Source organism: Mycolicibacterium austroafricanum (assembly GCF_000612725.1).
Classification (GTDB): Bacteria; Actinomycetota; Actinomycetes; order Mycobacteriales; family Mycobacteriaceae; genus Mycobacterium; species Mycobacterium austroafricanum.
The window spans coordinates 1,040,819-1,056,202 of sequence record NZ_HG964450.1 but is presented as its reverse complement, the minus strand read 5'-3'; the positions used below and the strand labels follow the sequence as shown (position 1 = coordinate 1,056,202).

The following is a 15,384-nucleotide window of genomic DNA, read 5'->3' as shown; positions in this document are numbered from 1 at the left end:
CATTGCGGACGGAGTGATGCCCGTGACTGAAAAGTGGACTGGGTCTTCAGGTTGGCCTCTGGTCGGGCGCGCCGGGGAGCTCGGTCGGGCGATCGACGCTTTGCGGCCGGGCTCGGGGTTTCGTGGCGTTGTGTTCGTGGGTGAGCCCGGATCGGGCAAGACAACGCTGGCACGGGCAATCGCTGCGACACTGCACTCGGAGGGGGAGACGACGCGGTTTGTGCTCGGCACCGACACAGGGCAGGCGGTGCCGCTGGGCGCGTTTCACCGCACGCTGTCGATTGAGGACCCCCACGAGCCGGCCGTGATGTTGGCGGCGGCCCATCGCGCCTTGGCGTGTGAACACAACCTGGTACTTGCCATCGACGACGCACATCTGCTTGATCCATTGTCGGCATTGCTGGTTCAACAGGTTGCGACCAGCGACACGGCGCGCTTGATCGTGACTATCAGGTCGGGAGGGGTTGTTCCTGACGCCGTGACCGCGTTGTGGAAGGAGCAACTGCTGTTGCGTGTCGATCTGGATGCGTTCGACCGCACGCAGACTCAGGAGTTGGTTGATGCAGTGCTCGACGGTGAGATCGAGAGCAGCGTGGTTGACCGCCTGCATGATCTGGCTGGCGGGAGCCCGCTTGTACTGCGAGGTCTGATCGGTGCAGCACGTGAAGACGGGGTGCTGGTGCGCCAGGGCGGACGTTGGCGGCTCCACGGTCGGTTACGCGTGGGCGCGGATGTGTATGAGCTCGTGCAGACACAGCTCGCCGGTCTCACCGCAGATGAGTTCGAGGTTGTCGAGATCGTTTCTGCCGCTGAGGTATTGGACTGGAATATTCTCCGCGGATTGTGCGATGCGGAAGCGATCGCACGGACAGAACACCGCGGCGTGATCCAGTTCGTCGATGACGGATCGCACACGCTGATCAGGCCAGGCCATCCGATCCTCGGGGAAGTGGTCCGCCAACGCTGCGGAGTGGCCCGCACACGGCAGCTCAACACGATGTTGGCTCAAAGTATCTCCGATTTCCTGCGCACAGACGCGACGCACCCCTACTCCACCGGTGCTGATGTACGCAGTCGGATCCAGCTGGCCCGATTCATGACGTGCAGCGACGCGGAACCGGATCTGGAGTTGATCACCGCTGCAGCCGCTGATGCCGTGACGATGTCGAATCTGGTTCTCGCTGAACAGCTTGCACGCTTCGCCTGTGACCGCGGCGGCGGCCTCCCGTCGGCGATTGTGCTGGCCGACGCCATCAGCTGGCAGGGCCGAGGGCAGGAAGCCGAGGCGATACTCGCCGCCTTCGATCCCGACGGCGCCGATGCATTGACGACGGTCCGCTGGGGATGCCTGCGGGGGGCGAACCTGTTCTTCGGCTGCGGGCACGCTGCCGGGGCGAAGGCGGCACTGGCCACGGTGCGCGAGCGAATCGCATCAGAGGAGCTGCTGAGTTTGGTCACCGCAATGGAGGTCTCGCTCGCCTTCTTCAGCGGTGATGTGCCGGCTGCGGTCCGCCTCGGGCGGGCCGCGCTCGCCACGGAGAGGATGCCGATCGCCACGGTGTGGGCGGCGATGGCCACAGCTGGGGCGCTTTCGTTGTCGGGTCGGCTCGACGAGGTTCGACCGATCGCACGGCAAGGCCTGCAAGCTGCCCGATACTGCGAATCGGGGCCGCAGCACTACACGATTGGATTGGCCGAAGTGCTCGCATACACCGCATCGGGCGACCTGGACGCCGCCGAACTTGCGTGCAAGCGCTATTCGGCGATGACTTGCGGTGTGCCACAAGCTGAGGCGATCGTCAACGCGTTGGTCGGCCGCGTGAATCTCGCGTGGGGGCGGCTTGCGGCAGCATGCGACGCGCTGTATACGTCGCTTTGCACAATGTCGGAGTCACTGCCGTCGGGCTGGGTGATGCTGGTTGCCGCGTGGCTGGCCCAGGCCGAAGCGGCCCGCGGCAACGCCGACGGTGCCGCTGCGGCGTTGGCCAGAGCCGAGGACGCCAACGGACCGCAGGTCGCCGTGTTCGTGCCGGAGCTGGAGCTGGCGCGGTCGTGGCATCGTGCCTGTGTAGGACAGACGACCACGGCAAGAGATCACGCGCTGCGCGCCGCCCAGACGGCCCGCATGAAAGGAATGTTGGCGGTGGAGATGTGCGCACTGCATACCGCGGTCCGCTTCGGTGACAGGTCCCAGTCCGCGCGGCTCCGCCAATGCGCTGCACAGCTGGACAGTCCCTTGGCCGAGGCGATCGCGGCGCACAGTAGCGGTCTGTCCGAGCACGACGGCGACCGTCTCGACGCTGCGGCGGACATGTTCGACCGGCTCGGAGCCGCGGCGATGGCCGCGGACGCCTCGGCCCACGCAGCCCGTGAACACGCGCGGGCGGGTGCGCGGGTCAAGGAACTGGAGGCGACAACCCGTGCTCACTGGCTGGCCGGCCGTAACTGCGTGCGAACCCCGGCAGTCACCGCGATCGAGGAGCCGCTACCGATTACTGACCGCGAACGTGAAATCGCCGTCCTGGTGGGCGAGAGTCTGACCAATCGCGAGATCGCCGAACGACTCGGGGTGTCGGTGCGCACCATCGATGGCCACCTTTATCGGATATACGCCAAGCTGGGCATTGAGGACCGCGAACAGCTCGCTCGGCTCTTCCGGATCCGCCCCGCTACCTGACCACCTACTGTGTTCAGATCACGACGGTGCCGGGTCATCGCCCAGCAAGAACGCGATCAGCTCATCACGCGTGTTCGTCCCGGTATTTCGGCAGGCGCGAAGGAAGTGGCTCTCGACGGTTCGTACGGATGTGACGAGTCGGGTTGCGATCTCCCGATTTGAAAGCCCGCTCGCAGCAAGCGCTATCACCTCCCGCTGGCGACGAGTCAAGACGGCCGAGCACCTCATCGAGCGGAAGGTCACTGTGTCCGCACCGGATTCGGTGGCCAAGCGGCGGGCTGTTGCGGCAGCGGCGATCGATGCCTCGCGTTGTCCCCGTTTGTCCAACACCACTGCGGCCTGCGCGGCCGCATCGACCGCTGCGACGCGATCGCCGAAGGCCTCGTAGCGTCCCGCCGCCGCAAGTAGGCCATGCCCGTCGGCTTTGCGAAGTGCTCTCGCATGAGCGTACGCCGCATCGGCGCGTGGGCCTCGCACCGTCGACGACAGCTCACGCAGGCGATCGGCAGAACTGGCGCTGCCAAACTGTGTCGCGGCTTGAAGGCAGACAACTTCGCGAGCCGGCTGACCGTACCTACGCGCGGCGCGCGCGGCGTCGATCGCGACTGCCGTTGCCAGACTGGTCGAGCCATTGGCTGCGTGAAGCCACGCCTGGGCCAGCCGTGCCTCGGACTGCCAGAGCACAATTTCACCGTCGAATGTCTTCAGCGTCCGGTCGTAGACGTCCTGTGCGGCCACACGATTCCCGGACATGGCCAGTGCAGTGGTAAGCCACAGACCGGACAGCTCGCACACCGACACAGACAGATCCGGAAACTTGGCGGCCCGGGCCAGCGATTCCCGAAACCAATGCTGCGCAGAAATCAGTTCGCCGCAACACAATTCGGCGAGACCCGTCAGCATGGCCGTAACGGCGTGGGAGACATCGACATCCTGAGATTGCCCGCGCAGTCGTGCGGCCACGCTTCGCGCCGACTCGAGCGCGCCGGCCAAGCGGAGCCCGGCGATCTCCATCAAGCCGAGAGAGAATCGCAGTTGTGAGGCCTCGGGGGCCGACAGCGCGAGGTCGTACCCTCTTGCGGCGGCCTCGCGCAGATGATCGACATTGCCCAGATCTCCGTGCCCGATGACCAACGCCCAGATTCCGAACATCGCCGCCAGCGGCTGCACAGCGTTGGCCGCCAAGGCCGTCCCGGCAAGCTCCACTGCCGCCTGCGACCGTCCCAGCTGAGCCCAAATCGAGGCACGAAGCGCATCACACGACGGTGCCAGGCCACACCCCGCTGCAGCCTCTGATGCATTGTCTAGCACGGCTTCAGCCGTATGGGGCTTGCCCATGTTCCACGTGAGGATCGCCGCCCGCATCAACGCGATCTGTGCGAGCTCGCCACCTTCGGCCGTGGCCATCAGCGCAGCCAGCATGTCGTCGCACCCGCTTCCGCCACCGACCATGCCCAGTGCCAGCGCGTGGGTGAGTTGCGCGGCTCGGCCGCCACCGGCCTGCACCGCACATCGCGAAAGCTGTACGGCCAGATCCAGATCGAGCAGCTGCAGCGCGGCTTCGGCGGCGGACCGCAGCAGCTCCGGATCTCGGTTGCCGTCGGCATCCATCGCCAGAACCCCACGACGAACCAGCTGCACCGGGGACTGCGAGGGCAGCATCCCGATCGCATCCGCAACCTGGCGTCGCAGATTCCGCAGGCGCGCCGTACCGGCCTGGTCGCGGCGCACCTCACCGAACAGCGGGTGCGCGAGATGAACCAGCCCCGCCACCTGGTCCACGGCGACGAGTCCGTGCTCGGCCGCCGCGCCCAACTCGGACGCGCCCGCGAGGCCATGCAGGACAGTGAGTTCCACCGGATCGCAGACCGCGAGAACGTCGATCACGTCGATCACCGATTCGGCTAGCCGTCCGATACTCGACCCGATGAGCTCAACCAACGACGGAGACAGCCGGGGCGCGCCGTCCCATATCCACACGCCGGACCGTTGGGCCAACCGGCCTGCAGCGACCTCATCAGCGATCAACTGGCGAAGATGCAGCGCATTCCCCCGGGTGTACGACCAGAAGCGTTGCAGGCTCGCCGATTCCAGCGGTCCGTCCAGCACACTCTCGAGCAGTGCGGTCACGTCACCGGCGGTGAGCGGGGCTATGTCGATACGCGGCCGTCGTCCATCCGCGCACAGCGATGCGATCGCGTCCGGGACGGCTTCGCCGTCACGAATGGTCATCAGAACTGGTGCGATCCGGCGCTCCACCAACTGACTGACCACGAAGGCGGACTGCTCGTCGAGCAGGTGCGCGTCGTCGACGCAGACCAGCACGGTCATCGGCGGCTCATCACCGATCAGCGCGTCGATGACCTCCTGTACCCGGCGCAGTGGATCGGGCCCGCAGTCCCCCGCGAACTGTGCGAGTGCCCCCAGCGGGACGGACCGACCCGTCTGTGTGGCGGCGATCCATCGTGCGATTCGGTACTGAGATCGCTCCAGGACTTCGCGGGCCACCCGGCTCTTGCCGACGCCGGCCGCCCCGGTCAGCACCACCGCGCCAGATTCCGCGATCGCAGCATGCGTCAGAGCTAGCTCGTGACGTCGCCCGATCAGCGGCCATGCACTTGCCACAGCCGAATCATAGTGAGTGAATACCCAGTTCAGGCCATTGCTTTGGCCATACCTGGAAAATTCGAGTAGTCGTCTACTCTATGCGCCGCACCAGTCTCGGCGGGACCCTCGAGCACGCCCTCTACTCCGGCTGCTTGGAAGGAGTCGACCATGGTCGGGACGGTCGAACGAGAAGACCTGAGTGCACTGCCGCTGGCGCCGAGGAATCCGTTGCCCTACCGGCAGCAGGTGAGGGCGATCAGGACGTTCCATACCGGGCTGGAAACGTTGCGTGATGCGGGCGGACCGGTGACACGGCTCAAGCTTGCGCCCAAATGGCTGATGCCTCCGATGGTCGTCGCCACCTCGCCCCAGGGTGCCCGCGACATCCTGGCCCGGGGTGGAGGTCATATCGACAAGACGCGTGTGCATCACGAAATGCGCCGGCTGCTCGGCGCGAACCTGTTCGACCTCACCCACGAGCCATGGCTCCCGCGCCGCCGCGCGCTGCAACCGATTTTCACCAAACAGCACGTTCGAGAGTTTGCTGGGCACATGGCAACGGCCGCGCAGACCGTCGCCGACAGCTGGGCCGACGGCACCGGACTCGACCTCGACACCGAATGCCGCAAGCTGACGCTGCGTGCACTCGGCCGTTCCGTGCTCGGGCTCGACCTGGACGAGCACTCCGATGCCATCGCCGAGCCGCTTCGCACAGCGCTGGAATACATCGCGGATCGCGCGCTGCAACCGATAAGCGCCCCGCGCTGGTTGCCGACCCCTGCGCGACGACGCGCCCGTGCCGCGAGCTCCACGCTGCACAAGCTCGCCGACAAGATCCTGCAGGCGTGCCGCACCGACCCAGCCCGCGACGCACCACTGGTGCAGGCGCTGATCGCAGCCAGCGACCCCGCAACCGGACGGCCACTGTCCGACGACGAGATCCGGGACGAGCTCATCGTCTTCATGCTCGCCGGTCACGACACCACGGCCACCACGCTGACCTACGCCATGTGGGCTCTCGGCCACCACCACGACGTGCAGGACAGGGTCCGCGCCGAGGTCGTCGGGATCGGCGATCGTGAGCTCACACCCGAAGACGTTCCCGCCCTGGGATACACGATTCAGGTCTTGCACGAGGCGCTGCGGCTGTGCCCGCCTGCGGCGGCGACCGCCAGGATGGCCATGCGCGACGTCGAGGTCGACGGCTACCGCATCGAGGCCGGCTCGATGATGGCGGTCGGCATCTATGCCCTCCACCGCGATCCTGCGCTGTGGGAGCGCCCGCTGGTATTCGACCCCGACCGCTTCAGCGCACAGAACTCCGGAGGCCGCGACCGCTGGCAATACCTACCCTTCGGCGCGGGACCACGCTCCTGCATCGGCGACCACTTTGCCATGCTCGAAGCCACTCTCGCGCTCGCCACCATCATCCGAAGCGCCGAGATCCGATCCTCGGATCCGCACTTCCCGATGATCGTGCCCTTCACCACAGTTGCCGCAGAACCGATCCGAGCCCGCGTGAAAAGTGTCAACCGCATACCGGCGGCCGACTCCGGAGGAAGGTGATCTGGTCAGAAACATCCGTTCAGCGGCGCGCATCGGGCCCTCGACAATGCGTGCTGCGCGGCCCGGCCTTCCCTGCGGCGGGCACCGACGCCGGGGTGAGGCGCACCGGCATCGACCGGATCCCGTTCATCAGCACCGACCGAACCCGTTCCACCGGCCCTGCGAGCTCAATGTGCGCTGTGCGGGTGAGGATTTCACCGAAGATCGCGGTGGCCTCGACCCGGGCCAGGCTGGCGCCCAGGCAGAAGTGCGTGCCGCCCCCGCCGAACGCGAGGTGGTGGTTCGGGGCGCGGCCGATGTCGAAACGGTCCGGGTCGGCGAAATGTTTCTCGTCGCGGTTTGCCGACGGATAGAACATCGCGACCCGCTCACCGGCGCGCAACGGGACCCCGCCGACTTCGGTGTCGCGGGTAGCGGTGCGGGTGAACACATTCACCGGGCTGGTCCAGCGCAACATCTCCTCGATGGCGGTCGGCATCAGCGACGGGTCGGCGGCCAGCCGCGCCCACTGCTCGGGGTGCTCGACCAGCGCGAGAGTGCCTGCGGCCACCAGGTTTCGTGTGGTGTCACCGCCGGCGTTGAGCAGCAACATGAAGAACAGGTTGAATTCGAGGTCGGTGAGCCGCTGACCGTCGACCTCGGCGTGCAGCAGCGCGGTCGCGATGTCGTCGCCCGGCGCCGCCCGTTTGGAGGCGGCCAGGTCGCCGGCGTATCCGAACAGCTCGACCTGCGTCTGCATCAGCTCCGGGTCGTGCAGCGGACGTGTGTTCATGATCTCGGTGAGCGCGTAGAGCCGGCGGCCGTCGTCGAGTGGGATGCCGAGCAGTTCGGCGATGACGTACGACGGGAGTGCCCCGGCCACGTCGTCGACGAACTCGCACTCGCCGCGCTGCAGCGCGGCGTCGACGATGTCGCGCGCCATGTCCGCCGTGCGGGCGTTGAGCCGCGCGACGTGCCGCGGGGTGAAGCCGCGGCTGACCAGCGCCCGCAGCGCGGTGTGCCGGGGTGGATCCATCGTCAGCATCATCAGGGACAGCTGATAGGAGTCCTCGGGCGCGGGGACGTCGAGGAACACCCCTGTCGTCTGCGACGACCACGTCCGGCTGTCGCGCGAGACGGCGAGCACCTCGTCGTAACCGGTCAACGCCCAGAAGCCGGGATTGTCGCCGTACGGATGCCAGGCCACCGGTGCGTGTCGGCGAAGCTCGCGGAAGGCGCCGTGCGGCATGCCTCCGACGTAGGTGTCGGGGTCGGCGAGATCGACACCGCCGATGCTGATCGCGTCCGTGGCCATCGGGGCACCTCCCGCCTCGCACAGTAGTACCGACGGCGGCGAATCTCGGTGGTATTGCGGACAGCAGCGCGAATGGCCATTAACATAGCGGCATGCTCAGCGTGGTGCGCCGGATCCTGGGCTACGAGATGACCATCGCCGAGTGGGTCGGCACCGCGCTGCTGCTCGGCGCCCCGTACGGGGTGCTCGGGATCGTCGTCGCGGTACTCAAGCCCGACCACTTCGCCAACGCCGACGGCCTGCCCCGAGTGGTGGCGTTCGTCGGCTCCGTGGCGTTCTGGCCCGTACTGCTGGTCACGGACGTCTGTACCTCATGAGCCGCAACAGGATTCAGATCGACCGCCGCACCGCCCGCTGGAGCGACGACCCGGTGACGGTCGCCGACGCGATGGACTTCTGGTCGTTCGCCGCAGGTGCGGCCAATGTGATCATGCAGTTGTCCCGGCCCGCAGTGGGTTACGGCGTGGTCGAGAGCAAGGTGGATTCCGGGAACTTGTCGAAGCACCCGTGGAAGCGGGCCCGCACGACATTCCAGTACCTTGCCGTCGCGATCTTCGGGTCCGACGACGACCGCGCCGCCTTCCGGGAGGCCGTCGACGGTGTGCACCGACATGTGAAGTCCGGCCCGTCGAGTCCGGTGCGCTACAACGCTTTCGACCGTGACCTGCAGATGTGGGTGGCGGCCTGCCTGTTCGTCGGGCTGGAGGACACCTACCAGCTGCTGCGCGGGGAGATGACCCGCGAACAGTCCGAACAGTTCTATCTGTCGGCCGCAACGCTGGGCACCACGCTGCAGGTCAGCGCCGAGCAGTGGCCACTCACCCGCACCGACTTCGACCGCTACTGGGACACCGCATGCCAACAGGTCGAGATGGACGACGTGGTGCGGTCCTACCTCACCGACCTGATCAACCTGCGGATGATCAATCCGGTTCTGGCGCTACCGTTCCGGCCGCTGCTGAAGTTCCTCACCGCAGGATTCCTGGCCCCGGTGTTCCGCGATGCGCTTGGCGTGACGTGGGGTGGCGGGCGCCAATGGTGCTTCGAGCGGCTGTTCCTGGTGGTGGCACTCGTCAACCGCTTCATCCCCGGCTTCATCCGTCAGGGCGGCAGCCACGTGCTGCTCGCCGACGTCCGGATGCGTGTCCGCCGGCAGCGCCGGCTGGTCTGAGAGGCTGCGCATGCCGGGTATCCGCACCGCCACCCGCGGCCTGCTGAGCAGGCGGATGTCGGTCGCCGACGTCGTCGAGCTCGGGCTGTGGCTGGCGATCCCGTACGTGACGATCGGGTTGGCGTGGGCGTTCTTCCACGTCGAGGAGGTCCGGCACCTGGAGGATCTGCTGCAGACCCGGCTGCCCGCGGGAGGCGGCATGCTCGCCTACCTACTGGTCGCCGCGCTCTGGCCCGTCCACGTCCTGCTGCCTGCGGTGTGCGTGGCGTGACCGCAGCAGCCCGACCAGCATCGCGATGAGACCGGCGCCCAGCGCAGCGAGCCACACCGTGTGCGCGGCGAGCAGAACGGTCCGGTGTGGTGAGCCGGCAGCGTCCCCGCCGACCGCGTACACCGTGAGGTCGTCGTCGCGGTAGGCGACAGGCAGCCGCAGTTCGGGCGTGCCATCCGCGGTACCCTCGACCACCACCCAGCCCACGCCCGCGGCGGCGAGCTGGTCGGCGTCGGCGCCCGAGATCAGCATCTGCTGTACCTCGCGCGCCCGGGTGCCTTCACCCGGCACGGTGCGTCCGGCGATCGTCAGGTCACCGGTGCTGAGCACGTCGGCACGGACCCACCGCGGCAGCGGATCGAGCACCGGCGCCTCACCGGCCCAGGAGAAGTGGCGCATGCTGTCGACGGGCAGCACCGCGACGGGTGCCGGGTCGGCGTTGATGACCGCGGCCGCGGCCGACCAGCCCGCCGGGTACTGCACGGGGTTGACCCGGCCGCCGACCCCCCAGGCGAGGTCGGGCAGCGTCGCCACCAGCGCGGCAGCGAAGACGGCGGCGGTGGCCGCGGCAGGCACCCGCGGGCGCAGCGCGATGACCGCGGCGGCCCCGGCCAGTGCGTAGGCGGGCATCGCCAGCGCCACCCACTTCTGCCCGTCCCGGATCACCCCGAGCCCGGGCACCGCGCCGATGACCGCGTCCACGGCGGCAAGGCCGGGGCCGGTGGCCATCAGTGTCGGTATCGCGACAGCGGCCGCCGCGACGACGAGCAGCGGTAACGCGGTCCGGCGGCGAATCAGCAGCGGTACCCCGGCGGCGACGATCGCCAGCAGCACGCCCGCCGAGGCCAGCGCGAAAAGTGTTGTCCGGGAGGCAGGTACCGCCTCGGAATTCCAGATGCCGCCGAGGCTGGCCAGGCTGCCGAGGGTGGCCAGCCCCGGTTCGGCGCGCGCCGCGAACGCCGCCACCCCCGGCTGCTGGTCGGCCGCGGCGGCCCAGCCGCCGCCCACCGCCGAGGCGACGAGCCACGGCAGCGCCGCGATCATCGACGCGGCCAGGCTCAGACCGGCGCACCGCCACCGCGACCTGCCGGCAGCCATCGAGCACGCCAGCGCGACCGTCGCGGCCAGCATCAGCCCGGTGGGCGTCAGCCCGGCCAGGGCGATCCAGAACAGCAGCGCCCCCACCCGGCCGAAATTGCATTCCAGCAGGGGCCCACTCGCACTTCCGCTGCTGGAATGCAATTTCGGCGCGAAACACAGGGCCACCCACGGCAGGCAGCCGTAGCCCACCAACAGGCTCCAGTGCCCCTGCAGAAGCCGCTCTGCGACATACGGATTCCAGATCGCGATCGTGACGGCCACACACTGGCCGGCCGTCCCGGCGTCAGGCAGCACCGTGGCCACCAGCCGCGCGGCGCCCCAACCGGCCAGCCACAGCCCCAGCATCAGCAGCGCCTTGACCACCACACCGCCATCGACCACGGTCGAGGCCAGCGCCACCGCGAAATCCTGCGGCAGTGCCCTCGGCGCCGCCTGGGTCAGGCCCAGCGCGCCGTCGGTCAGGTAGGACCGCGGTGTGGACACCGCATCACGCAGCAGCAGATGACCCGGCGCCAGCAGCGGCGCGGTCACGCCCAGCGTCAACGCCAGCGCATACCCCGGCGCGACGAACGAGCGCCACCCGGGTGCGGTTGACGACGCGATCAGACCGGTTTGTCCGGTGGCAGATCGGACGGACGCTGCGCGGGCAGTTTCTCGGTCATCGCCTCGGCGCCCGGAACGGGTTCGCCCTCGTCGCCGCGCCTGCCGAAGAACCGGCCGCCGGTGTCGTCGAGGCCGGGGTCGATCAGCAGGGATTCCGCGCGAAGGCTGAACGTCCCGAGCAGTGCGCCGCCGACCAGGGCGACAAGACCCAGCGCCGTGAACGTGATCGGCAGGATGCGGCCCCACAGCGACACCCGGTCGCGCTCGTCCTGCGCGGCGGCGACCTGCGCCTCGACCGTCTCCTCGTTGCTGGTCACGGTGTAGTCGACGAACGTCACCTCGGGTTTGAGGGCCTCGCGCGCGTAGTACTGGTAGCCGCGGTCGGTCTTCTTGACGATCGTGCCCGACACCGGGTCCACCCAGAAGGTGCGCTGCGCGGCGTAGTAGCGCGTCATCGTGATCGACTCTTCGGGATCGCCCTCAAGGCCCCACAGCTTCGCGGTCGCGGTGGCCTGGCTGTCGGCGTCGTCGTCGTAGAGCGACGCGAACTTGACGGGCTCGACCAGCTTGCCGTCGGCGTCGAAACCGATGTTCTGGGTGAACTTGTAGGCGGTCAGCCCGTTGACGTCCTCTTCGCCCGAATAGTTGGCGTCGAACGCCTTCTGCGCGATCGGGTCGAACACCTGGTAGGTCTTCTTCTCCGTGTCGAACGGGAAGCGGTACGTCAGACCTTCGTGGGGCAGCGCGATGCTGGTCGGCGGGTTCTCGTCCTCGATCGCGCGCGGCTTCTGCACCGAACCGCCGGGATTGGTCTCGCTGGACACCGCCATGGCGGTCTGCCGGTTGACGGTGACGGTGTCGACCATCGCCAACAGCAGGCCTTCGTCCTTCTGCTGATCGGAGCGCTTCAGCGTGGTGCCGACCTGCAGCGTCACCACATCGGCGTTCGCCGGCGACTCCACGGTCATCTGCTGCTGCATCACCACCGGGACGTCTTCGTTGATGACGAACCGTTCACCGAGCAGCGAGGCCGGGTCGAACGCGGTGCCGGTGCCGTCACTGATGAGGGTGGCGTCGATGTCGAGCGGAATCTTGGCGATCTTGCCCTGGGTGTAGGTGGACAGGAGCAGCGCAGCGATGAGCAGCGCGGCTCCGAGGCCCATGATTCCGCACGCGGCGATCCTCAGCGCAACTGCGCGGTTCAATACCGTGTCTCCCTTCGCGCGCCGCCACGGGGTGTGGCGGTGGCGGCAAAACCCGTTCGACCCTAACAGCACAGCCTAAGGTCGTCGCTTACTACGAGGCCGTACAGCGGCAGGGCGGGACTACCCGTCAGCCCACGGATTCACGCGGGCGGGTCGAGGCGGGCACACTTGTCGGCGTGACCGTGACCGCAGCGCCGGCCGACCCGAGCGTCGTCGGCGGGACGCGTGGGTTCCTGCCCGCCGTGGAAGGGCTGCGCGCGTGCGCGGCGATCGGCGTCGTCGTCACCCACGTCGCGTTCCAGACCGGGCAGAGCGGTGGGGTGGTCGGGCGCGTGCTCGGCCGCTTCGACCTGGCTGTGGCGGTGTTCTTCGCGCTGTCGGGTTTCCTGCTGTGGCGGGGGCATGCGGCGGCGGCGCGGGGGCTGCGGTCACGTCCCACCACCGGGCACTACCTGCGGTCGCGTGTGGTGCGCATCATGCCCGGCTACCTGGTGGCGGTGGTGGTGATCATGACGTTGTTGCCGGACGTCAACGCCGACTTCACGGTGTGGCTGGCCAACCTCACGCTGACCCAGATCTATGTGCCGCTGACGCTGACCTCGGGGCTGACCCAGATGTGGAGCCTGTCGGTCGAGATGAGCTTCTACCTGGCGCTGCCCCTGCTGGCCCTGCTCGCCCGCCGGTTGCCGGTGCGCGCGCGGATCCCGGCGATCGTCGTGGTCGCCGCCGCCAGCCTGTTCTGGGTACGCATCCCGTTCGATCCCGACTCCGGGCACAACCTGTGGAACTGGCCGCCGGCCTTCTTCTCGTGGTTCGCCGCGGGCATGGTGCTCGCGGAGTTGACCGTCGGGCCGGTGGGCTGGGCGCACCGGCTGGCCCGGCGGCGGGTGCTGATGGCGGTCCTGGCGGTGACGGCGTTCCTGATCGCGGCGTCTCCGCTGGCCGGCCGGGAAGGTCTGCACCCGGGCTCGGTCGGTCAGGTGACGCTGAAGACGGCGATGGGCGCGGTCGTCGCCGGGGCGCTGCTGGCCCCGTTGGTGCTCGACCGGATCGACACCCCGCACCGCATCCTGGGCAGCCCGGTGATGGTGACCCTGGGTCGCTGGTCCTACGGCCTGTTCGTGTGGCATCTGGCCGCGCTGGCGATGGTGTTCCCGATCATCGGCGCGTTCCCGTTCAACGGGCACTTCACCGTGGTGTTGGTGTTGACGGTGCTGTTCGGGTTCGCCATCGCCGCGGTCAGTTACGCGCTGGTCGAGTCGCCGTGCCGGAACGCGTTGCGCCGCTGGGAAAGGCGCAACCACCCCACGCCGCTGGACTCTTCGGTCAGCGACGAGATCGAACCCGCCCGGGCACGCTGACCTCAGCGCCGAAATTGCATTCCAGCAGGTCTGCACTCGGAGTTTCGCTGCCGGAATGCAATTTCGGCGAAAATCAGGACGACCGCCGCGCGATCACCTCGTCGCGCACCGCCGACCGGCGCGCCTTGCCCGCGTCGTCCCGCAGCGGACGGTCGGTGAACTCCACCGAGCGCGGCAGCTTGTGGGACGCGATCCGCTCGGCCAGGAACGCGATCACCTCCGCTTCGTCGAGGCCGTGCGCCTGCACGATCGCGTGCGGCACCTGGCCCAGGTCGTCGTCAGGCAGGCCCATCGCCAGGCTGGACAACACCCGCGGGTGTTCGGCCAGCGCCGATTCGATCTCGGCCGGATAGACGTTGCGCCCGCCGACGGTAAACATGTCCACCCTGCGGTCGTTGAGGTAGAGGAAGCCGTCTTCGTCGAAATAGCCGAGATCGCCCAGGGATTCCCAGCCGTCCCGCGACTTGGCGGTGCTGCCGACATACCGGTAGGTGGGCGGCCCGCCCGGCGCGGACCGCATGTAGATCTCACCGGCGACCCCGGGCGGGCATTCGTCGCCGTCGTCGTCGAGCACCTTCATCTCGCCCGCGACGACGACCCCCACCGACCCGGGGTGGGTCAGCCACTGGTCACCGGAGATGAAGGTCAGCGCCTGTAATTCGGTGCCGCCGTACAGTTCCCACACGGCATCGGGGCCCAGCAGCTCGATCCAGGCGTGCTTGACCGCGGGCGGGCACGGGGCGGCCAGATGCCAGAACCGGCGGATCGACGACAGGTCGTAGGCATCGGGATCGGCCCGGTACACCGGCAGCAGACGCTGCATGATCGTCGGTACCGTGGTCAGGAACGTCACCCGGTGCTCGGTGACCAACCGCAGGAACTCGTGCGGCTCGAACCGCGGCATCACCACCAGATGGTGGCCCTGCAACAGCCCGACGGCGAACGTCGTGAACCCGGTGTTGTGGCTCAACGGGACCGAGACAAGGGTGACGTCGCCTTCCTGCGCGCCCAGCGGATAGCCGATCGCGGGCGGCACGCGGCTGTCGTTGCCCGCCTCGATCAGCTTGGGACGGCCGGTGCTTCCGCCCGAAGCCATCGACTTCCACACCGGCGAGACCGCCTCCGGCAGAGGGGAATCCGGGAACTCGGCCGCCAACTCCACCGCGACATCGGGGGTGACGCCGGTCGGGTCGGGCCTGCCGACCAGCAGCGCGGGACGGCGCAACTCCAGCAGCGCGGCCAACTCGGCGTCGGGCAGCCGCGCCGACAGTGGCTGGGGCACGGCGCCGAGCTTCCAACAGGCCAGCACCGAGTAGGCCCAGTCCAGCGAGTTGGGCAGCACGATCGTCACGTAGTCGCCGACGCCGACGCCGAGCGACGCGAACGCCCGGGCCAGTCGGTTGCTCGTCGCGTCCAGCTCCCGACGCGTGACGGTGACGCCGTCACACGTCGCGGCCGGGGCGTCGGGCGCCTGCGCGGCCAGTGCCGAGACCTGGGTGCCGATCGGGGGAACCGGTGCTGCCGTCAT

The 15,384-nt window shown here is 68.4% G+C and carries 11 protein-coding genes; 6 read left to right on the top strand and 5 right to left on the bottom strand.

Annotation, left to right across the window (positions count from 1 at the left end; translation table 11 throughout):
* The first annotated feature begins 16 nt into the window (after positions 1–16).
* Positions 17–2,677, top strand: a complete 2,661-nt coding sequence (locus tag BN976_RS05040; protein WP_084182211.1) for a helix-turn-helix transcriptional regulator — start codon at positions 17–19, stop codon at positions 2,675–2,677.
* Positions 2,678–2,695: 18 nt separating this feature from the next.
* Here BN976_RS05040 and BN976_RS05035 read toward each other — a convergent pair whose 3' ends face one another.
* Positions 2,696–5,008, bottom strand: a complete 2,313-nt coding sequence (locus tag BN976_RS05035; RefSeq protein WP_145977916.1) for a helix-turn-helix transcriptional regulator — start codon at positions 5,006–5,008, stop codon at positions 2,696–2,698.
* A gap of 444 nt (positions 5,009–5,452) precedes the next feature.
* Here BN976_RS05035 and BN976_RS05030 point away from each other — a divergent pair, with 444 nt between their 5' ends.
* The gene (locus BN976_RS05030) at positions 5,453–6,850 is read left to right on the top strand and encodes a cytochrome P450 (protein WP_036368448.1); all 1,398 of its coding nucleotides are present in this window, start codon (positions 5,453–5,455) and stop codon (positions 6,848–6,850) included.
* A gap of 19 nt (positions 6,851–6,869) precedes the next feature.
* Here BN976_RS05030 and BN976_RS05025 read toward each other — a convergent pair whose 3' ends face one another.
* Positions 6,870–8,144, bottom strand: a complete 1,275-nt coding sequence (locus BN976_RS05025) for a cytochrome P450 (protein WP_051558290.1) — start codon at positions 8,142–8,144, stop codon at positions 6,870–6,872.
* Positions 8,145–8,236: 92 nt separating this feature from the next.
* On the opposite strand from BN976_RS05025, the gene BN976_RS05020 reads away from it, so the two are divergent.
* From BN976_RS05020 to BN976_RS05010, 3 genes are read left to right on the top strand one after another with little or no spacing between them, the layout of a single operon-like run.
* The gene (locus BN976_RS05020) at positions 8,237–8,461 is read left to right on the top strand and encodes a hypothetical protein (protein ID WP_036368445.1); all 225 of its coding nucleotides are present in this window, start codon (positions 8,237–8,239) and stop codon (positions 8,459–8,461) included.
* A complete protein-coding gene (locus BN976_RS05015) occupies positions 8,458–9,315 on the top strand; it encodes an oxygenase MpaB family protein (RefSeq protein ID WP_036368438.1) in 858 nt (285 codons plus the stop codon). Before BN976_RS05020 ends, BN976_RS05015 begins: the two co-directional genes overlap by 4 nt.
* Positions 9,316–9,325: 10 nt before the next feature.
* Complete coding sequence (locus BN976_RS05010) at positions 9,326–9,586, top strand: hypothetical protein (RefSeq protein ID WP_036369246.1); 261 nt, start codon at positions 9,326–9,328, stop codon at positions 9,584–9,586.
* Here the strand turns inward: BN976_RS05010 and BN976_RS05005 are convergent.
* Complete coding sequence (locus tag BN976_RS05005) at positions 9,527–11,236, bottom strand: MmpA family trehalose lipid delivery protein (protein ID WP_409366010.1); 1,710 nt, start codon at positions 11,234–11,236, stop codon at positions 9,527–9,529. The two genes, BN976_RS05010 and BN976_RS05005, sit on opposite strands and share 60 nt — an antisense overlap.
* A gap of 53 nt (positions 11,237–11,289) precedes the next feature.
* On the bottom strand, positions 11,290–12,495 hold the full coding sequence (locus tag BN976_RS05000) for a cell envelope lipid trafficking protein PgfA (protein WP_011777573.1): 1,206 nt from the start codon (positions 12,493–12,495) through the stop codon (positions 11,290–11,292).
* A 176-nt stretch (positions 12,496–12,671) separates the two neighbouring features.
* Between BN976_RS05000 and BN976_RS04995 the strand changes: the two genes are divergently transcribed.
* On the top strand, positions 12,672–13,856 hold the full coding sequence (locus BN976_RS04995; RefSeq protein WP_011777574.1) for an acyltransferase family protein: 1,185 nt from the start codon (positions 12,672–12,674) through the stop codon (positions 13,854–13,856).
* A 73-nt stretch (positions 13,857–13,929) separates the two neighbouring features.
* Here the strand turns inward: BN976_RS04995 and BN976_RS04990 are convergent, their stop codons facing one another.
* Positions 13,930–15,384: an AMP-binding protein gene (locus BN976_RS04990; protein WP_011777575.1), complete on the bottom strand. Its 1,455-nt coding sequence runs from the start codon at positions 15,382–15,384 to the stop codon at positions 13,930–13,932.

Bases quoted from the DNA above. Each gene is read 5' to 3' on its own strand.
- BN976_RS05010 (WP_036369246.1), top strand. From the start codon at position 9,326: ATGCCGGGTATCCGCACCGCCACCCGCGGCCTGCTGAGCAGGCGGATG.
- BN976_RS05030 (WP_036368448.1), top strand. From the start codon at position 5,453: ATGGTCGGGACGGTCGAACGAGAAGACCTGAGTGCACTGCCGCTGGCG.
- BN976_RS05040 (WP_084182211.1), top strand. From the start codon at position 17: ATGCCCGTGACTGAAAAGTGGACTGGGTCTTCAGGTTGGCCTCTGGTC.
- BN976_RS05035 (WP_145977916.1), bottom strand. From the start codon at position 5,008: ATGACCGTGCTGGTCTGCGTCGACGACGCGCACCTGCTCGACGAGCAG.
- BN976_RS04990 (WP_011777575.1), bottom strand. From the start codon at position 15,384: ATGACGGCAGCACCGGTTCCCCCGATCGGCACCCAGGTCTCGGCACTG.
- BN976_RS05020 (WP_036368445.1), top strand. From the start codon at position 8,237: ATGCTCAGCGTGGTGCGCCGGATCCTGGGCTACGAGATGACCATCGCC.
- BN976_RS05025 (WP_051558290.1), bottom strand. From the start codon at position 8,144: ATGGCCACGGACGCGATCAGCATCGGCGGTGTCGATCTCGCCGACCCC.
- BN976_RS05015 (WP_036368438.1), top strand. From the start codon at position 8,458: ATGAGCCGCAACAGGATTCAGATCGACCGCCGCACCGCCCGCTGGAGC.